Below are 17,804 nucleotides of genomic sequence, written 5' to 3'. Positions count from 1 at the left end.
CACGGGCAGTATTTCCGCAATGCGGGCGGTCGCTTCGACCCGGGGCTGCCCCGACCCGGCGCCAGCGAACTGTTGCCCGCCCGCGCCGCGCTCCTTGCTTTACACCGACGGCCTTGTCGAACGCCGCGGCGAATCCCTTGACCATGGCCTCACCCGGCTCCGCCAGCACGGCGCAGCCCTCGCCCGTGAACCGCTCGGCGTCTTCTGCGACGAACTCCTGTCCGGCCTCGCGCGGGACAACAGTGTCGACGTCGCTCTCCTCGCGCTGCGCGTTCCGCAAAGACCGGCACGTCACCGGTTCCAGTCGGCATGAGCCCGCACCAGGGGCACCAGCTCATCAATGGTTCTGCTCAGACGGACCGATCCGCGCTCGCCGATGACGGCCGGCGGCTGGTGGACGGCGACGCAGTCCCAAGGAGCCCACCGGGCACGGCGGATGGCTCGGCGGGCCAGCCACGCCAGTGGCCAGGGCCCCTCGACGGGCCGGTGGTCGTAGGCCAGCAGGCGACCGCGCCGGCGCACGGCCACGACCAGGCCGTCGACCCGCAGACGCGTACCCGGCGTGCTGCCGGGACCGGTCTCTTCGACCAGGCGTACGTCGCTGACGTGGCCGACCTCCCTGCCTGAGGGGTCGGTGACGCGGGCGCCGATGAGGTCAGCCAGCCGCATGACCGGCTCCGGGCAGCCGTCCGATGACGTTGTCGCGTGTCCAGTCCTCCAGAGCGTGGACTGCGACGCCGTCCGTCGGCGGGGCGACGGTGACGACCGCCCCGACGCCGGTGACACATTCGAAGCCGAGACGCGCGGGCCCCTCCTGCCTGCGGACCTTGAGCCGGCGCTGGACGGCGGTGAGCCACCGGGCGGGCTTGCCGCCCAGCCGCGGGGCGAGGGCCGCCGGGCCGACGAGCACAGCCGTCACATAGGGGCGGCCGTGCCCGTCATTGGCGAGCTCCAGGTCGTCGACCTTGCAGACCGGTCGGCCGTCCTGGTCCACGACCTGCCGGTCGAGCAGGTGGAAGTGGGCGCTGTAGGCGCGGCCGACGCGCCGCTCGTCCCCCTGCTTCGCATCGTCCTGGCGCGTCATCACAGACCTGCTTTCGTGGCGATCATCAAAGGGATGGCGGCGCCCGCGGCGACCAGCACGACGACCAGATAGACACCGCCCATGACGTTGGCGAACCGGCCGTTGACCGACTCGCCCATGTACTCCGGGTCGTTGGCCACCACGAGGATGGGCAGATACGTCAGCGGCAGGGCGACGGCGGCGAACACCAGCGAGTACTCGGTCACCTTGATCGGGTCCACGCCGGTGAGAATCAGCATCATCCCGGCGACCAGAGACACGATCACCACGGCATGGAACCGTGACGCGGTACGCGGAGCGGCCGTCTTCCCCCACGTCCAGCCGAAGTACTGAGCGACCGTGTAGCCCGAGGACAGGGCCGTCTCCAGGGCGGCGCCGAACGTCGCGGCGAACACGCCTAGCAGGACCAGCCCGAGGCCGATCTTCCCCAGCGAGTACGCCACCGGCAGTACCACCTGCGACAGGTGCTCGACCGCGACACCGGCGGGGTGCAGCAGCAGCGCCGCGGCGGCCATGATGGACAGCGCCAGCAGCCCGCCCAGCGGAAAGCCGACGAACACGTTCATCCGCGCGGTGACCAGGTCCTTGCGGCTCCAGCGCTCCTCGATGCCTCCGGAGGAGAAGAAGAACACCTCGTAGGGGGTCATCGCACTGGCGAAGAGGGCGATGCCGTAATAGAAGTACGTGGGCAGCCCCTCACCTCCGGGGGCGTCGGGGTGGGTGATCCGGTGCAGGACGCTTCCCCAGGACGGGTCGAGCCGGAACACGGCGACCACGAAGACGATCAGCGCCAGACCGGCGAAGCCGAACACCCGCTCCATTGTCTCGAACCGGGTACGCCAAATGACCAACCACACCACCAGCCCTACGGCCGGCACCCACAGCAGATAGGCGGCGGAGCTGATCAGCTCGATCGCCAGGGCCACGCCGGCCAGCTCCGCCGCCAGCGTCAGCACGGTCACCAGCAGGGAACCCACCAGATTGGCCAGCGCCACCCGGGGACCGAGGCGCTCCCGCACGAGGTCGAAGGTGGGACGGCCGGCCACCGCCGCCACCCGCCCGGCCATCTCCGCGTACACGCAGATGCCGACCACTCCCAGGGCCAGCACCCAGACCAGGGAGAACCCGAAGCGGGCACCGACCAGCGAGGAGGCCACCAGGTCCCCGATGTCGACGAAGCCGCCGATGGCGGTGAGGATGCCGAGCGTCACGGCGAAGAAGCGCTTCACGAGGACAGCTCCCTCTCCAGCCGGTCCAGCCGCTCGGCCACACCGGGCAGAGCCCTGGCCTCCTCGGGCAGATCCCGTACCTGGCCCCGGCGGGCCGCGATCCGAAGATCGGCCAGCGCGTCGGCCGCCTCGTCCAGGACCTTGCCCAGCCGCTCCCTGACGGCGTCAGCCTTCTCGCTGGGCGGCTGTCGCGACTCGAACGTGTCCTGGCAGGCCAGAAGGTCGGACTCCGCTTCGCCCAGCAGCGTGGAGATGTAGGGGCCGGTGACATTGCCCCGGCCGGCGGCGTGCACGCCGATCAGGGCCGTGTTCACGGCGGACGCGGCAGCCTCGGCCGTGTTGGCGGCCTTGCTCAGATAGTCCTCATCCGTACGCGACGATCCCGCGCACCCAGCCATCAACGTGACCGCGATCAGAGCGCCCACGCCACAGGCCGTGACCCGGCGGCGGATCATCGGCCCCTCGTCACGAAGTAGACGCCAACGGCCAGCAGCACGACCAGCTGGGCCCACGCGGCCAGAAGAACCAGCCCTTGATCCATGCGCCACATCCCTTCACCGTGCGAGGGATCAGACAGACATGTCACCTGTGGAGGGCCTCACCGACGATCACCCTGGTTCCGACTCCCTGGGCAACCAGTCGCGCCGGCCCCTCCCGTGACTTCCTGTCGCATTCCTCAGTAACGCCTGCCCCCGAAAAGGAGAATCTCCGACACCATGGGGACGGTTTTACCCCTTCCTTGAGTATGGTCTGCGGATCGCGAGCAGATCACTGTGTTGCTACTTGTCCATAGGTTGTGGATCGCGCGGGGAACCTGAGCAACGGCGACAGCGGTGGGTTCGGGTCGATGTCGAGACAAGGGGCGCACCTAGGAGCGCGGGTCAGGAAGACCGATTCGGGAGGTCCTCCTGTACGGCGACGGCTTCGGTGGCGCTCGTACCGCGCGAGCAGGTGGTCGTGGTGGAAACCGGCGACGGCGCCTGTCCAGTTCCTCCAAACCGAGGGCCCAGGCGGTGTCAGATCGTCCGAGCCCCCGCGATGTACGGCTAGGCGGGAGGCTTCCGTACGGCCTGACGCCCGGTACCTGCACGGCATCCCCCAGCACCGCGCCGAGACCCTGGGCCATTCCGTCTTCGCCCCTGCTGGCAGTCGCTCGCACCGCCGGACGGGATGGGCGGCGCGGACGAAGCCACCGATCGGGGCGCGCTCGCCGGTGTTGCTGGTTAAGGTCAGCGGTCAGTCCATGATCCGGCCGGGACAGCTTGGGCCGGTCATGGCAGCTGCTGTGCCCGGCACGCAAGGGACGTGGCACAGCCGTTCTGGTGACAGCGCTGGTGTTGTGGTTCGGGGGCAGGCGCACGCTGGCGTGATCTGCTTCCCCGCAGCGCGGGGTACGACGGCGACTCTGCCGCTGACGCCCGGCGAGCGGTTGCGTGCACCACAACGGCGGACGGTGGTGGCGGTGGCGGGCGAGTGGATCGGCGCTTCGATGCGTCGAGGCCGACTTCAGCAGGGTGGCGTGTACTGATGGCAGCCCGCAGCTACTGCCATGACGCGGGAGTGCGTTTTTGTGTATCCGGACCGTTGACCTCCGCAGTCAAGCGATGCTGCACATGACGGTTATCCGGGCCCCATTCTGCTGGCGGAAGCCGTGCTCAGCCCGCTGAAGCAGTCGCAGCGGATCGGCACTGCCGGTGTGATATTTGCGGCGCCCGGTGCGCTGTCACCGGTGGGCCGTGACTACGGCCGCGCAACGCCCGCATCCCCCCGTCGTGCGGGCCGTTGCCCCGGGGCGGGCAGGCGTTCCCCCGTCGCCTGCCCGCCCGTACGCCCAACTCCCGTGAGGGCCCGGGCACCTCGCGATGCCCTGGTGGCAGCGCGACAAGGCAAACGGGAAGACGGGTGATCACGCCGGGTCAGTGTGTTCGGCCCGGACCCGCTGGGCAACGTCGCGCAGCTTGATGTTGTGGTGCTGGGAGATGCGGCGCAGCACGTTGAAGGCGTCGTCTTCGCTCAGCCGGTGGCGTTCCATGAGGATGCCCATGGCCTCACCGATGGCGTGCCGGGTCTCCATTGCGTGCCCGAGCTGGTCGATGGTGCGGGCGTCGGCCAGAGCGACGGCGGCGTGTGAGGCCAGCAGCCAGCCGGCGGTCGCTATGTCCTCGCCGAAGGCGCCGGGGCGGCGTGCGTACAGATTCAGCGCCCCGAAGTCTGCGTCGTCGGTGTAGAGCAGCACGCCGGTCATGCTGCCCATGCCCAGCGTGCGAGCCGCCGCGGCGAAACGCTGCCAGGCCGGCTGCGGCTGGGTCATGTCCGCGATCCGGTATATGCGCTCACCGTCCTTGCGGCGGGCGAGGTCGAAGCAGGGACCTTCGCCCAGCTCGCCCTGGAGGCGGTCGGACTCCTCGACCATGTCCCCGCAGGCGGCCAGGGTCACGGCCCGGCCCTTGCGCACCGTCAGGATCCCGGCCGCATCACAGCCGTCGACCAGCTTCACCGCCGACGCCGCGATCGCATCCAGCGTCGCCTGGACCGAGTCCTGGGCCAGCAGATCCCGCGCGAGCAGAGCCATCTGCTCGGCGTACTCCCGCCACTCCACCGCCACCACCCGCCTCGATCATTGGTTCGGCCACAGTACCCGCCCGCATCGCCACAGCCCGCGTTCTCGCGTCACGGTGATCGGCGCTGCTCACCGCGCTGTCTGCCGCCGCGTCTGGGATGCCACCGGCGCGGCGGTGGACAAGCGGGCGGTGGCGGCGGCCATGCTGGCCGACGACGGGGTCGGGGACGTGGCCGGCCGCGCGGTGTGACCAGGACGGTGACACGGCCGTTTGACGCTTGCGTGACCATACGGTCCTCTCCGCGTTGGCCTGGGGCTACGCGTGCACCCGTCGTCTGAGGATCCTGTGTGCTTCCGGCTGCTATGGCCGGGACCCCGTCGAACGCCTGCCGAAGCCGCCGAGCCCCGCGGGGGTCGGCGGACAGCCGGGCGTACCAGCTGCACAGCGGCGGCTGCCGGCGCTTCGAACGCGCTCCAACTGGGGAATGAGCGAACAGGTCCGGCCCTGCCAGTGCGTAAGGGATGGGGACTGTCGGCGAGCGTCATTGATGACGATGTCGTCGGAGGCCGAGCCTGTGGCCCGAGGTCCATCGATGCGGGAATGAGGGTGTGGCCGATTCCGGGTGGACAGCGACAGGCGGAACCTGGCTCTGGCGCGTTTTCGCTAGCGGCTGTCGGCAGGTCGATATAGCGTTGGATCAGCAGTCGTGGTTCCGAAGTTCCGTTCGCCCGTGATCGCCATCACGGGCGTTCTTGCTGTTCAGCACCTCTCCGCGACCAGGGCGATCACCTCCCGGGCATGCAGGTCGCGTGCACGGTTTCCCTCGAAGGAGACAGTCATGGCCAAGGGCACAGTCAAGTGGTTCAACAGCGAGAAGGGCTTCGGCTTCATTGAGCAGGAGGGCGGCGGCCCCGACGTCTTCGCCCACTACTCCAACATCGCCAGCCAGGGTTTCCGCGAGCTGCAGGAGGGCCAGAAGGTCGAATTCGACGTGACTCAGGGCCAGAAGGGCCCGCAGGCGGAGAACATCCGCCCGGCCTGATCGCGCCCAATCCTGATGATGCCCGGCGTCCCGACCGCGGAACGCCGGGCATTCCTCAAGGTTCGCCCACAGGCTGTGGATGCCGCGCGGGATGCATGCAAGTAAGGGTGGTCTGCCCCGTCGAGCGGGCGTTGGGCGCTTGCGGCCTGCCGTCCGAAGCGAAGGAGTAGCGGTCGGGCCTAACAGCAACGACCCATCAAGGTTTCACCCGCGCTCAGCTGGCGGCATTGCAGCAAACCGGCGCCGACACAGGCCGCTCTGGTTGTCCTGGCACTGGTACACCGTCGTCCTGGACGCCCTGGAACGCCCCCACGCCACGGCCAGCGGCGCGCTCAGCTGACCCACCCCATCGATTACTCCTCCGGCGTCTGAGAGTGCCCCTTCACGACTGCCTCGACTTCTGCCGCCAGCTTCCTCCGCCGTGTGCCTGCGGCGGTCAGCTCTGGCGGTGGGCTGTCGGTGGTGTGAAGGTCCCCGGTTTCGCCAACCGCGGGTTTCGTGTTGTATGCCGTGCGGTGAGGGTGACTCCTCCGTTGGTCCTTCCGGGAGTCGATCGCCCGCCAACACGATCTGCGTCCGTCTTGGGCGACATCAGGGCTGCCGCCCCCACCAGTAGCCACATCGCAGATGGGGGCGCTCGTGAGGCCAACGAATGTCTGCCGGCGAGTCGCGATTCGCTCCGGCGAAGGGCTCCAGTGTGAACCGGAGCCCCTTCCATGCCCCGGTGTCTGCTGTCAGTCTTCTCGGCCGCGGCCGGTGAGCATGTCGCGTACGCGGTCGACCATGCCCGCACCCGGCGCGAGGAGCTTGTTGGCCGGCGGTGTGTCGGGGGCTGAGGGGTGGGGGCGGGTCGGGGCGGTTTTCTTGGCCGAGCGGACCTTTTCGCCCAGCTCCTCAAGGGCTTCGGGGGAGCATGCGTCGGCAAGAAGGGGGAACAGGCGTCCTTCTTCGTCGGCTACGTGCGTGGTCACCGAGGCTTTCAGCTGCGTCACGAGCGAGTCGAACCGGCCGTCGCCGGGCTCACAGCTTTCCAGTTCCTTGAGCATGCGCTCCACTTCACTGTGGTCGGTGATCTCCTTGTCGGCAAGGTCGTCGCCGCCGTCGACGTAGCGGCGCACCGCGGGGTAAAGGTATTCCTCTTCGGCGACCGAGTGGCGGATCAGCTCCATCGTGAGCTGGTCGGCGAGGCGGTGTCGGTTCTGATCGTCTGCGGGCAGCGCTTCGATCTGTGCGAAGAGCTCGTCGACTTCGCGGTGGTCGGTGGTCAGTTCACTGATGACGTTGCCGCCGTGTCCCATGGTTACTTTGTTCCTTTTCTCCGATTTTTCGGTGCTCTGTCAGACTGTGGCATGCGGAGCGCCTGCGCCCGTTCTAGTAGCCAGTGGGAGGTGGCGTATGCACCGCGGACTCTGTTCTGCTCGCGGAGCGAGATGAGGACAGTCGGGGTATGGCGGCCCACACGGCGCAGGTGGAGGCCCTGGCCGGCAAGCGGATATGGGGGGCGAGTCGCCATGGCCTGAGTACGAGCGCTCCGGTGATGGCGCTATCGAGTAGTGCAGGTTCACCGAAACGCCTGTCTGCCGCCTTCGTAGCGGACGATTTCGACGACGGGGGATCTAGTCAGGAAGCCCGGGCCGATGCGGACATGCTGGGGCGCGATACGGCCTGATTCCTGAGGTTGTCTACTACCTGCCGCATAGCGGAATGTGTACAGGGAAGCTACACCTTGGATTCCCTCTCAAAGGAAGGATGGGAGCCTGCGATGCTGTCACATTCGCTCGAGCAGGGTGTGCTCGTCATCACCGTGCACGACGACCCTGGCATCGGCGGGCGGGCCGCTCTCCTTGCGGAGATCAGCAGCCTTGTACACGCCCACAAACCGACACCCGTTGTCCTGGTTCTTGACGAGCCTGCCTCATCCGGTGCAGCGGTGAGCGCCGTCCTGCGCGCCCACCGGATGTGCAGCGTCCTCGGCGTGTTCATGTCCGTGGCCACCCACAGCTTCCCTGCACGGCGCCTGCTTGAGGTGAACGCCGATACAACCGGCATCCGCCTGGTCATCCATGCCGGCGCTGAGACGGCCGTCAGCACCGCCACCGCTTTCGCCGCAGTTGCATGATGCTGCTCGCGTAGTCGGCAGATTCGTCCTCTGCCTCCGCCTCTGCCTGTGCCGCTGAAGGCTGGCCTTCTTCCTGCGCCGGTTGGGGCTGGTCGCGCTGGCGGGCGCACCGGGGATCAGTGTGAGCCGGGTAAGGAGTTACGGACTCTCCCTACTGACCCCTCCGCACCCCCGCTCGCCGGCCGGTCCGGGGGGGGGGGGGGAGCCGGATCTCGCCGCTGGGGGTGGTGACGCGTTTGGCGGCCAAGTCGATGGTGAAGGCCGCGGTGGTGATTAGGGGCTGTTCGTCGGCGGGGGTGGCGCGGCGTAGGGCGGCGCGGATGCGGGCCAGGAGTTCGCCCATGCCGAAGGGTTTGGTGACGTAGTCGTCGGCGCCGGCGTCCAGGGAGTTGATCTTGGCGGTCTCGTCGTGGCGGGCGGACAGCACGATGATCGGGGCGGTGGACCAGCCGCGCAGGCTTTCCACGATGTTGATGCCGTCGAGGTCGGGCAGGCCGAGGTCGATGACGGCCAGGTCCGGTGCGGTGGTGGCGGCGGCCTGGAGGGCGGTGGGGGCGGCCGGTGCCGGGCTGGTCTGGTAGCCGCGGGCGCCCAGGGCGATGGTCAGGGCGCGTAGCAGGTGTGGGTCGTCGTCGACGATGAGGATGCGGGTCATGGTGCCACCGGAAGGGTGAGGGTCATGGTCAGGCCGCCGCCGGGAGTGTCGGTGGGGGTGAGGGTGCCGTTCATGGCTTCGGTGAAGCCGCGGGCGATGGCCAGGCCCAGGCCGAGCCCTGACCATGGGCGCGGTTTTCCTTGCGTCATGGCTGGTGCAGTCGGCCACCGGCGTTTCCGCGTACAACGAGCGGCAGCTGCGTCAGCTCCAGGCGCCGATCGGCTGGCCGCAGTACCTGGGCTCGGCCGACTTGTGGAACCGCACCTTGCAGAACTGGCAGTCCGAGCTGCTGGCGGTCGCCTCGATGGCCATTCTCTCGGTCTATCTGCGTCAGCGTGGCTCTCCGGAGTCCAAGCCGGTCGGCGCGGCTCACTCCGCCACAGGCGTCGAGGGCTGACCGACTTCCGGCATGGCTGGTCGGTCCCTGCCGCTGGGGGCGGCTTGCCGGGGGACATCCTTTCCACCGCGGCCAATCGCACATGGACCGAGGCCGGCCCCTACTCGGCGAGCAAAACAGGACTGCGTGCCCTCACCCACACGCTGTTCCAGGAAGCTCAGCGCGACTGCCTGGGCATCGGAGTGACCGGCATCATCGCAGGCGGCATGGAGACGCCTTTCATCATGGAACGCTTCCCCGACGCCGACACTTCCAAGCTTCAAAGCCCGGACGTGGTCGCCGACGCAGTCCTGTGCGCACTGTCCGTCGAGTCCGGCAGCGCGGTGCCGGAGATGGTGGTCATCCCCCGCAATGAGCCTTCCTGGCCGTGACTGGCGTCCCTCCTGCAACGAACCTGTGACTGCCCGCCGTTATCGCGCTGTCCAAGGAACTGCATCGGATGGGTGAGGTTCTGTACTCACCGGTGCGGCATTCCCGTCTCGCGATCCTCGCTCTTGTTGAATCCACCGGCAGGCGAGGACCCAAGGCGGCACGCGGCGGGCGATCCCGTCTTCAATACGGCTCAGCAATGGAGAGGTAACCATGGCAGACATCAGCCCGATTGACATGCAAAAAGCTCTCAAAGGTGCCAACTATCCGGCCAGCCGCGACGAGCTCGTGGCGCTGGCCAAGCAAAACGGTGCGGACAACGATCTCATCGAGAAGCTGTCCAATTCTGGAGCAGAGCAGTTTGATGGCCCCAACGACGTTCAGAAAGCCGTGTTCGACGAAGAGTAGCCGTGCGCGAAGCAGCCAGCGCCGCTGTCCTCTTGCCGCGCCGTTCAGCTGCGCGGGGCGGACCGTGGGCGATCAGGCATACCCCTTTCCGTGCACCGACTGCGTGAAGAGGAAGCACCGGCGTTACGGGCGCGCGATGCCGGGTACCGATAATGCGGTCGGCGCGGCGGTGCCGGCTGTGAATGAGGACGTGGGGCATGGACGCTTCGGTGGACCGCATCGCGCAGCCGTGGGGCGGTCGTACTCCGTATGGGCGGCACCAGGTGTGGCCCACGCGGGTGGACACTCGTCTCGAGGAGGGCGTCGCGCCGGGTGACGTGCAGCGATGGGTGCAGGCCGCGTCGATTCTGCACTCCGATGGCGACGCGATGGACATCGCGGTCGTGGACGGTCGGATGGTCGGCGTCCGGGGACGCGCGCAGGACCGGGTGAACCACGGCCGCCTCGGGCCGAAGGACCTGTTCGGCTGGCAGGCCAACGCCTCTCCCGACCGGCTGACCCGGCCGCTCGTCCGTGTGGAAGGCCGTCTGGTCGAGACCGACTGGGCGACCGCCATGGACCGGATCGTGTCCCGCTCCCGGACCCTTCTGCAGGAGAAGGGCCCCGGTTCGATCGGCTTCTACACCACCGGGCAGCTGTTCCTGGAGGAGTACTACACGCTGGCGGTGCTGGCCCGCGCCGGTATCGGCACGAGTCACCTGGACGGCAACACCAGGCTCTGCACCTCCACGGCCGCCGAGGCGCTCAAGGAGTCCTTCGGCTGCGACGGTCAGCCCGGAAGCTACGACGACGTCGATCACGCGGACGTCATCGCGTTGTACGGGCACAACCTGGCCGAGACGCAGCCGGTGCAGTGGATGCGCATCCTGGACCGGCTCGACGGCGCCGATCCGCCCCGCTTGGTCTGCGTGGACCCTCGGCCGACGCGGGTGGCGCGCCGGGCGACCGCGCACCTCGCCCCGCGCGGCGGCACCAACGTGGCGCTGCTCAACGCGCTGCTGCACGAGATCATCCGCACCGGCCGGGTCGATCACGCGTACGTCGAAGCGCACAGCGTCGGCTTCGAGGAGCTGGAAGCCCGGGTCAAGGAGTGCACCCCCGAGTGGGCGGCCGGCATCTGCGACGTCCCGGCCGCGCGCATCGGTGAGGCGGCGGAGATCATCGGCTCGGCCGACCGGCTGCTGTCAACGGTCCTGCAGGGCGTCTACCAGTCCCACCAGGCCACCGCGGCCGCCGTGCAGATCAACAATATCCACCTGATCCGCGGCATGCTCGGCCGGCCGGGAGCGGGCGTGCTGCAGATGAACGGTCAGCCCACCGCTCAGAACACCCGGGAGTGCGGTGCCAACGGTGACCTGCCGGGCTTCAGGAACTGGGAGAACGATGAGCACGTGGCGGACCTGGCGAAGGTCTGGAACGTCGAACCGAAGCAGATTCCGCACTACGCGCCGCCTACGCACGCGATGCAGATGTTCCGTTACGCCGAACAGGGCTCGATCCGCATGCTGTGGATCAGCGGCACCAACCCCGCCGTCTCCCTGCCCGAGCTTTCCCGCATCCGCTCGATCCTGTCCCAGGAGGGGTTGTTCGTCATCGTGCAGGACCTGTTCCTGACCGAGACGGCCCAGTTGGCCGACGTGGTGCTGCCCGCCGCGACCTGGGGTGAGAAGACGGGGACGTTCACGAACGCCGACCGCACCGTGCACCTGTCCGACAAGGCCGTCGACCCGCCGGGCGAGGCGAAGCCGGACCTGGACATCTTCCTCGACTACGCCAGGCTCATGGACTTCCGCGACAAGGACGGCGGTCCGCTGATCCACTGGCACGACCCGGAGTCGGCGTTCGAGGCGTGGAAACGGTGCAGCGCCGGCCGGCCGTGCGACTACACCGGCCTCACCTACGACAAACTGCGCGGCCCGAGCGGTATCCAGTGGCCGTGCAACGAGGACGCACCCGACGGCACGGAACGTCTCTACACCGACGGCATCAGCTGGGCGCACCCCGACCAGTGCGAGACGTACGGCAAGGACCTCGTCACCGGTGCGTCGGACAGTGTGGTGGAGTACCGCTCCCTGAATCCGGACGGCAAGGCGATGATCAAGGCCGCCGCCTATGTGCCGCCCCATGAGGAGCCGAGTGCTGAGTATCCGTTCCAGCTCACCACCGGTCGGACGATCTATCACTTCCACACCCGGACCAAGACCGGGCGTGCCCCGCAGTTGAACGCTGCCGCGCCCGACGTATGGGTGGAGGTTTCCGTCGCCGACGCGGACGAGCGGGATCTGAACGAGGGCGATCTGGTGGAGGTGTCCACGCCCCGCGGCGCGCTGCGGGGACGGGTCCGAGTCACCGACATCCGGCCGGGACTGCTGTTCGTGCCGTTCCACTACGGCTACTGGGACACCCCGGCCGGTCACGGCCCGGACGAGAAGACACCGGGGCGCGCCGCCAATGAGACGACCGTCACCGACTGGGATCCGGTCTCCAAGCAGCCGTTGTTCAAGACCGCCGCGGCGGCTCTCACCCTCGTGGAACGCGGTGACGGCCAGGCTGCCTCCGCGCCGACCACCACCGCGTCCGCGCCGTCACGGAGCGGCGGCGTTCCCGCGACGGCGGGAGGCCCTTCGGCGAGCGTGGCGCAGTCGGACGGCGCCACATGGCACGGGCGTGAGGAGAAAAGCCAGTGAACGGCATCACCCTGACCCTGCGCGTGCTGCACCGCAGCGAGAAACATCTCGCCAGGGACCTGGTCACGGTGGCGGAACGTCATCGCATCGAGCACGAGATCCACCACGTCGCCACCGACCTGGCCGTCTGGTCCCGTGAACACGTCCAGCGACTGGCCGACACCGGTCAGCACTACGGGGTGAAGCTCGGTGAGCCGCCCGATTCGTCCGACTCGGGCGTCCTGGCGACACTCAGGGAGAAGGCGGCGGAGGCCATGGGCCACCGGCCGGAGCCCGGTCTGCTCCTGCTGCGCGACCTGCGGGAGCTGCATCTGGGAGCGACCGAGAACTCGCTGTACTGGGAGATGCTCGCCCAGGCGGCCCAGGCCAGCAAAGACGAGCGGCTCCTGGCGCTCGCCTCGTCCTGTCACCCGCAGACCCTGCGGCAGATGCGCTGGTCCAACACCATGATCAAGAACATCTCCCCGCAGATCCTGACCAGCCTCTAGCCGGCAACCGGCGGCAGACGCAGGGCCAGGAGCGCGACGTCGTCACTGCTCTCCTGGCCAAGTCCGGACAGTAATTCGTCACACAGGACGTCCAGGGGTTCGCGGGCGAGTGCGGCGGCGTGCTGGCGCAGCCGGGTCAGGCCGTGGTCGAGGGATTCGCCGCGGCGTTCGATCAGGCCGTCGGTGTAGAGAAGGAGTGTGCCGCGGGCCGGCAGTGGTTCGGCGGCGTGAGGGCGGGGGAGGCCGGGGTCGACGCCGAGGAGGGGACCGTGACCGTCTTGTAGATACCGCGTGTCGCCTTCGTAGGTGATCAGCAAGGGAGGCGGGTGGCCGGCGTTGGCGTACTCCAGCGTCCAGGGGCCCGCTTCCGGCCCGGTCAGCAGCGCGTAGATGCAGCTGGCGGTGGCCCCGCCGTAGAGGCTGAGGTAGGCGCGACCAGGATGCCAACGCGGCGGCCAACGAGTCCCTGCAGCGGGAGCCGGAGCACCAGAGCCGCCGCCCGCGCACGGAACGGGGCCGGGGCCCGAAGGGCGAACGCCCGGGGAATACGGACTGACCAGCTGTCCACGGACGGGGCGGGGACACCGAGCGCGGCCCCGCCCCGTTCCGTGCGCCCTTCTCCCGCGGGCCTCAGCCCACGTACCGGCGGGCGGCCGAACGCTGCTGCGCCTCTTCCAGGACCCGCATCCGCGCCTCGACCTCCGGCGGTAGCACCCGGCGCTCGCGCAGCACCCACGGCCACGCGGCCGCGGCCTTTGCGAAGGCCCGCAGGGACACGGTGTCGCGGGGGACCGTGCGGGCCAGGTGCAGGGTGCGGCGCAGTGCGGGTCCGGCCGGGCGGCGCAGCCAGGTGAACCAGAGGGTGTTGCGGATGCCGTGTGCCCGGCGCAGCGTCGCGTCCCGTGCCCTGGAAGGCTGGTGGTGGATCGTGAGGTGGTCCGCGTAGGTGAGCCACCAGCCGTCCGCCGCCAGGTCGACGGCGAGCAGTTCCTCTTCGCCGCCCAGCCACAGCCGGGGGTGGAAGCCGCCCGCGGTGCGGAAGGCGTCGGTGCGCAGGACGGTCGCGGCGGCCAGGAAGGAGCCCAGCGCGGGGCCGGGCAGCCAATCGGGCCCGGGCACGGGTGAGTTGCGCAGTTCTTCGGTGATGGGGTCTTCGGCGCCTCCCGGTTCGACCAGGATGCGGGCCGTGACGGTGGCGAGTGCCGGGTACCGGTCGAGGAGATCGGCGGCGCCGGACAGCGAGCCGGGCGCCCACCAGGAGTCGTCGTCGCAGAACGCCACGTAGGGCGTGCGGACCTCGCGGACGGCGAGGTTGCGGCCGACGGCGCCGAGGTTGCGGCCGGGGCACAGCAGCTGTACCTGCGGGTGGAGTCGGGAGACCGCGTCGGCGGTGCCGTCTGTGCAGGCGTTGTCGACGACGATCACCTGCGGCTGTTCGGGGAGTTCGGTCAGGTGGTCGAGGGTGCGCAGGAGTTCGGGACGGCGGTTGTGGGTGATCACGACGACGGTGGTGCGGAGGTCGGTCACGGCTGTGCTCCGTCCAGCATGCGGGCGGCCCGTTCCAGGTAGACCGGCAGGGGGCGGCGGGCGCGCAGGGCGGCCGGCAGGCGCGTGAGGGTCTGGCGCATGGCCTGCCGGGCGGTGGGGTCGCGACGGGCGTCGGTGGCCAGGTGGCGGGTGCGGGCGAGGGCGTGGGGCAGGGGGCGGCGCAGCCAGGCGGTGAGGAGTTCGTTGCGGAGCTGGACGGCCGGGCGGTCGCCTCGGGGCGCCGGGTCCGGGTGGTGGTGGGCGATGACGTCGGGGCAGTGGGTGACGCCCCAGCCGCGGGCGGCGAGGTCGTAGGCGAGGAGGGTCTCCTCGCCGCCGAAGAACAGCAGGGGGTGGAAGCCGCCGGCGTCGAGGTACGCGTCACGGCGGACGACGGAGGCGCAGGCGAGGAAGCCGAGGACCTGGGTGCCGGGCAGATCCCGGGCCGTGCCGAGGGGGGAGGTGGCGAGGACGTCGTTGAGGGGGTCGGGTTCCTCGGCGGGGCCGACCAGAGTGGCGGCGGAGATCAGGCCGAGGCGTGGATGGGCGTCCATCAGCTTGGCCGCGTGTTCGAGGGCGCCGGGTGCCCACCAGGAGTCGTCGTCGCTGAACGCCACGTACGGGGTACGGAGGGCGCGTACGCCGTGAGTGCGGGCGAGCGCCCCCCGGTTGGACGGCAGGGACAGCAGGCGGACGTTGGGGAAGTCGCGGGCGAGCCGGGCGCGGGTGTCGTCGGTGGAGGCGTTGTCGACGACGAGGATTTCCGGCTGCTCGGGCAGGCCGAGGAGCCGGTCCAGGGTGCGGGCCAGGCTCGCCGACCGGTTGCGGGTGGCGATGACGATGCCTACGGGCGCTTGGTTCATGGCGTGCCGGGGAGTTCGTCGAGCTGGTCGAGGGCGTGCAGTACGTCGTCGGCGGCGATGCGCAGGAGTGCCGGGTCGGTGCGGCGGCCGTGCGGGTCGCCCTCCGCGCCGGGGTGCCACAGCACGCGGTGCCGGGGGTCGGCCGGCGGGCCCCAGCGGCTCGGCGCGACCGGACCGAACAGGGTGACTGTGGGGGTGGCGTGGGCTACGGCGAGGTGGGCGATGCCGGTGTCGCCGCTGAGGACCGCGCGGGCGCCCGCGACCAGCGCGGAGAGCCGCTCGAAGGGCAGGCCGCCGCCGAAGGTGTCGGTGTCGGGCAGCCGCGCCTGCTTGGCGAGGCGGGCCACGAGGTCGTCCTCGCCCGCTCCTCCGGTGACCACGACCCGGTGGCCGCGTTCGCGCAGGGCGGTGGCGACGGAGGCGTAGCGGTCGACGGGCCAGCAGCGGGAAGGGGCACCGGCGCCCGGGTGCAGGACGACGGCCCCTGGCGCGGGGGAGGCGCCCTGGGGGCAGGGCAGCCGTAGGTCGGCCGGGTCGGCCGGGACGCCGTAGAACTCCAGGAAACGGCACCAGCGGTCCCGCTCGTGTTCCTCCGCCCACCAGCGCGGGCCGTCGATCTCCGGGGTGTCCGGGTGGGCGAAGGCGAACAGTCGGCGCGGGTGCAGCGTCTGGAGCAGGCGGTGGCTGGGCGGGCCGTTGCCGTGCAGGTCGACGGCGATGTCGGGTGGCGGGCCGGCCCAGTCGAGGGTGCGTGGTACGGCCCGGCCGGGGGCTGAGGCGGGCAGCAGCCGGTCGACGGCTCCCGTCGCCGCCGCCACCGGCTCGAATTCGGCGGGGGCGGCCAGCACCAGTTCGTGGCCGGGGAAGGCCCGTCGCAGAGCGCGCAGGGCCGGGACCCCGGCCAGGAGGTCGCCGAGGCCGAGAGCGCGCAGGACGAGCAGGCGGGGGCGCGTCACCGGGCACCCTCCGCCGCCCGGCCCAGAAGCGTGGTCGAGGACCGCCCGGCGAGGTACGGCAGCAGCACGGCCTGCCCGCCCCACTCCTGCAGAAGCGCCGCCTCGGGCAGGTCGGCGCCGGTGTAGTCGCCGCCCTTCACCCAGACGTCGGGCCGCAGCTCGGCGAGCAGCTGTTCCGGGGTGTCCTCGTCGAACACGGCCACCGCGTCGACGCAGGCGAGGGCGCGCAGCACCCGGATCCGGTCGGCGAGCGGGTTCACCGGTCGGCCCGCTCCCTTGCGGCGCCGCACCGACGCGTCGGAGTTGAGGCACACGACGAGGCAGTCACCGATCCGCCGGGCGGCCTGCAGCAGGCCGACGTGTCCGGCGTGCAGCAGGTCGAAGCAGCCGCCGGCGGCGACGACGGTACCGCCGGCGGCTCGCGCCCGGGCGATCACGGTGTGCGGGTCCGGCGCCGCGTCGGTGTCCGTGCTCTCCTCGCCGGACGGCAGGGCGTCCGCCTCGGGGGAGGTCCCGTCGGCCAGGGCGCCCGCGCCGCCCGCGGCGACGAACTCGGTCGCGGCGGCGACGGCGCCTTCCACCGCCTCGCCGACGAGCGTCCCGTCGGCCAGCAGTCCGGCCGCCGTGGCGGCGAACCGGTCGCCGGCACCGCAGGTGTCTCCGTGGTGGACGGCGGGCGCCGGGACGAGGAGGGGGTGGTCGCCGTAGGACAGCAGGGCGCCGCGCGCGCCCATGGTCACCGCGACGGAGGTGGCCCGCCAGTGTCGTACGAGCGTGGCCGCCTCGCGGGCGGCGACGCGCAGGTCACTGCCGCCCGGCGCCCCGGTGGCGTCCTGGTCCTCGGCGGTCGCCGCCAACGCGTGCGCCTCCGACCGGGCCGGAGTCACCAGCCGTGTCCCCGGCACGGGCGGTCCGCCACGCGGGTGCGGGTCCCAGACCACCGGCGGGCGTTCGGCCAGTACGTCGCGCAGGGCGTCGGCCGCGCCCCGGCCGTAGTCGGAGACCAGGACGGCCGGGGCCTCGCGGACCGCCTCGCGGGCCTCGTCGGTGGCCTCGCGGACGCGGCCGTCACCGCGGTCGAGGCGCACGACCGGGCGGCCCTGCGCCAGGACCCGGGTCTTCTCCGGCAGTGCCCCGGTCAGCGGCAGGCCGATCACCTTCACCCGGCCGTCGAGCATCCTTCGCAGTTCCTCGCTCGCCGCGTCGTCGCCCACGCCGGTGACCAGGGTGACGTCCCGGCCGTCGCGGGCGGCGAGGCAGGCCGCGAGGGCGGCGCCGCCGGGCCGCGTCCGCCGCGTGCGCTCCGCGACGACCGGTACGGGCGCGTCGGGGGCGAGCCGGTCGGCGCTGCCGGTCAGGTCGCGGTCGAGCAGGGCGTCGCCGACCACCACGAGCGGGGCCTTGCCGGAGCCGGGCATG

At 70.5% G+C, this 17,804-nt stretch carries 20 protein-coding genes and 2 pseudogenes; 9 read left to right on the top strand and 13 right to left on the bottom strand.

Annotated features, from left to right (window positions below; genetic code table 11):
• Positions 1-19 precede the first annotated feature (19 nt).
• Positions 20-313, top strand: a complete 294-nt coding sequence (locus tag RKD20_RS14550; RefSeq protein WP_424878103.1) for a SpoIIE family protein phosphatase — start codon at positions 20-22, stop codon at positions 311-313.
• On the opposite strand, the gene RKD20_RS14545 is transcribed toward RKD20_RS14550, so the two are convergent.
• From RKD20_RS14545 to RKD20_RS14525, 5 genes are all read right to left on the bottom strand, one after another.
• A complete protein-coding gene (locus RKD20_RS14545) occupies positions 292-669 on the bottom strand; it encodes a PRC-barrel domain-containing protein (RefSeq protein WP_424878102.1) in 378 nt (125 codons plus the stop codon). The two genes, RKD20_RS14550 and RKD20_RS14545, sit on opposite strands and share 22 nt — an antisense overlap.
• Entirely contained in the window at positions 656-1,084 is a 429-nt protein-coding gene (locus RKD20_RS14540; protein WP_424878101.1) for a hypothetical protein, read from the bottom strand. Before RKD20_RS14540 ends, RKD20_RS14545 begins: the two co-directional genes overlap by 14 nt.
• Complete coding sequence (locus tag RKD20_RS14535; RefSeq protein WP_424878100.1) at positions 1,084-2,313, bottom strand: NRAMP family divalent metal transporter; 1,230 nt, start codon at positions 2,311-2,313, stop codon at positions 1,084-1,086. The genes RKD20_RS14540 and RKD20_RS14535 overlap by 1 nt, the downstream gene beginning before the upstream one ends.
• A complete protein-coding gene (locus RKD20_RS14530) occupies positions 2,310-2,768 on the bottom strand; it encodes a hypothetical protein (protein ID WP_424878099.1) in 459 nt (152 codons plus the stop codon). The genes RKD20_RS14535 and RKD20_RS14530 overlap by 4 nt, the downstream gene beginning before the upstream one ends.
• A gap of 1,451 nt (positions 2,769-4,219) precedes the next feature.
• Entirely contained in the window at positions 4,220-4,885 is a 666-nt protein-coding gene (locus RKD20_RS14525; RefSeq protein ID WP_424883215.1) for a GAF and ANTAR domain-containing protein, read from the bottom strand.
• Positions 4,886-4,988: 103 nt separating this feature from the next.
• Between RKD20_RS14525 and RKD20_RS14520 the strand changes: the two genes are divergently transcribed.
• A complete protein-coding gene (locus RKD20_RS14520) occupies positions 4,989-5,123 on the top strand; it encodes a hypothetical protein (protein WP_424878098.1) in 135 nt (44 codons plus the stop codon).
• A 589-nt stretch (positions 5,124-5,712) separates the two neighbouring features.
• On the top strand, positions 5,713-5,916 hold the full coding sequence (locus RKD20_RS14515) for a cold-shock protein (RefSeq protein WP_069768673.1): 204 nt from the start codon (positions 5,713-5,715) through the stop codon (positions 5,914-5,916).
• Positions 5,917-6,650: 734 nt separating this feature from the next.
• Here the strand turns inward: RKD20_RS14515 and RKD20_RS14510 are convergent.
• Positions 6,651-7,214, bottom strand: coding sequence for a hemerythrin domain-containing protein (locus RKD20_RS14510; protein ID WP_424878097.1), 564 nt, complete (start codon positions 7,212-7,214; stop codon positions 6,651-6,653).
• A gap of 464 nt (positions 7,215-7,678) precedes the next feature.
• Between RKD20_RS14510 and RKD20_RS14505 the strand changes: the two genes are divergently transcribed.
• Entirely contained in the window at positions 7,679-8,035 is a 357-nt protein-coding gene (locus RKD20_RS14505; RefSeq protein ID WP_424878096.1) for a hypothetical protein, read from the top strand.
• A 151-nt stretch (positions 8,036-8,186) separates the two neighbouring features.
• Here RKD20_RS14505 and RKD20_RS14500 read toward each other — a convergent pair whose 3' ends face one another.
• Both RKD20_RS14500 and RKD20_RS14495 read right to left on the bottom strand, forming a co-directional pair.
• Positions 8,187-8,690, bottom strand: a complete 504-nt coding sequence (locus RKD20_RS14500) for a response regulator (RefSeq protein ID WP_424878095.1) — start codon at positions 8,688-8,690, stop codon at positions 8,187-8,189.
• A pseudogene (locus RKD20_RS14495) lies at positions 8,687-8,812 on the bottom strand (ATP-binding protein); the annotation flags it as partial. The pseudogene RKD20_RS14495 and the gene RKD20_RS14500, both read right to left, overlap by 4 nt.
• Between RKD20_RS14495 and RKD20_RS14490 the strand changes: the two are divergent.
• The 5 genes and pseudogenes from RKD20_RS14490 to RKD20_RS14470 all read left to right on the top strand — a co-directional run.
• Positions 8,809-9,087: pseudogene (locus tag RKD20_RS14490) on the top strand (DUF6766 family protein); the annotation flags it as partial. The pseudogenes RKD20_RS14495 and RKD20_RS14490 sit on opposite strands and share 4 nt — an antisense overlap.
• Positions 9,088-9,131: 44 nt before the next feature.
• Entirely contained in the window at positions 9,132-9,458 is a 327-nt protein-coding gene (locus RKD20_RS14485; protein ID WP_424878094.1) for an SDR family NAD(P)-dependent oxidoreductase, read from the top strand.
• Positions 9,459-9,669: 211 nt separating this feature from the next.
• Entirely contained in the window at positions 9,670-9,864 is a 195-nt protein-coding gene (locus RKD20_RS14480) for a DUF2795 domain-containing protein (protein WP_424878093.1), read from the top strand.
• Positions 9,865-10,061: 197 nt separating this feature from the next.
• Positions 10,062-12,551 (top strand): molybdopterin oxidoreductase family protein, encoded by a 2,490-nt coding sequence (locus RKD20_RS14475; protein ID WP_424878092.1) that lies wholly within the window; start codon positions 10,062-10,064, stop codon positions 12,549-12,551.
• On the top strand, positions 12,548-13,039 hold the full coding sequence (locus RKD20_RS14470; protein WP_424878091.1) for a hypothetical protein: 492 nt from the start codon (positions 12,548-12,550) through the stop codon (positions 13,037-13,039). Before RKD20_RS14475 ends, RKD20_RS14470 begins: the two co-directional genes overlap by 4 nt.
• Here the strand turns inward: RKD20_RS14470 and RKD20_RS14465 are convergent.
• The 5 genes from RKD20_RS14465 to rfaE2 all read right to left on the bottom strand — a co-directional run bounded on the left by RKD20_RS14465 (position 13,036) and on the right by rfaE2 (position 17,803).
• The gene (locus RKD20_RS14465; RefSeq protein WP_424883214.1) at positions 13,036-13,431 is read right to left on the bottom strand and encodes a PP2C family protein-serine/threonine phosphatase; all 396 of its coding nucleotides are present in this window, start codon (positions 13,429-13,431) and stop codon (positions 13,036-13,038) included. The two genes, RKD20_RS14470 and RKD20_RS14465, sit on opposite strands and share 4 nt — an antisense overlap.
• A 238-nt stretch (positions 13,432-13,669) precedes the next feature.
• Positions 13,670-14,566 carry a glycosyltransferase family 2 protein gene (locus tag RKD20_RS14460; protein WP_424878090.1) on the bottom strand — a complete coding sequence of 299 codons (897 nt, stop codon included), beginning with the start codon at positions 14,564-14,566 and terminating at the stop codon, positions 13,670-13,672.
• Positions 14,563-15,429: a glycosyltransferase family 2 protein gene (locus RKD20_RS14455; RefSeq protein WP_424878089.1), complete on the bottom strand. Its 867-nt coding sequence runs from the start codon at positions 15,427-15,429 to the stop codon at positions 14,563-14,565. The genes RKD20_RS14460 and RKD20_RS14455 overlap by 4 nt, the downstream gene beginning before the upstream one ends.
• Complete coding sequence (locus RKD20_RS14450) at positions 15,426-16,385, bottom strand: glycosyltransferase family 9 protein (protein ID WP_424878088.1); 960 nt, start codon at positions 16,383-16,385, stop codon at positions 15,426-15,428. The genes RKD20_RS14455 and RKD20_RS14450 overlap by 4 nt, the downstream gene beginning before the upstream one ends.
• Positions 16,382-17,803: a D-glycero-beta-D-manno-heptose 1-phosphate adenylyltransferase gene (gene rfaE2 / locus RKD20_RS14445; protein ID WP_424883213.1), complete on the bottom strand. Its 1,422-nt coding sequence runs from the start codon at positions 17,801-17,803 to the stop codon at positions 16,382-16,384. The genes RKD20_RS14450 and rfaE2 overlap by 4 nt, the downstream gene beginning before the upstream one ends.
• Position 17,804 lies beyond the last annotated feature (1 nt).

Origin of the sequence: Streptomyces sp. SLBN-8D4, from assembly GCF_049739545.1 — a bacterium.
Taxonomy (GTDB): Bacteria; Actinomycetota; Actinomycetes; order Streptomycetales; family Streptomycetaceae; genus Streptomyces; species Streptomyces canus_C.
Note: the sequence above shows the minus strand (reverse complement) of the source record. Positions and strands in the feature narration are given on the sequence as shown.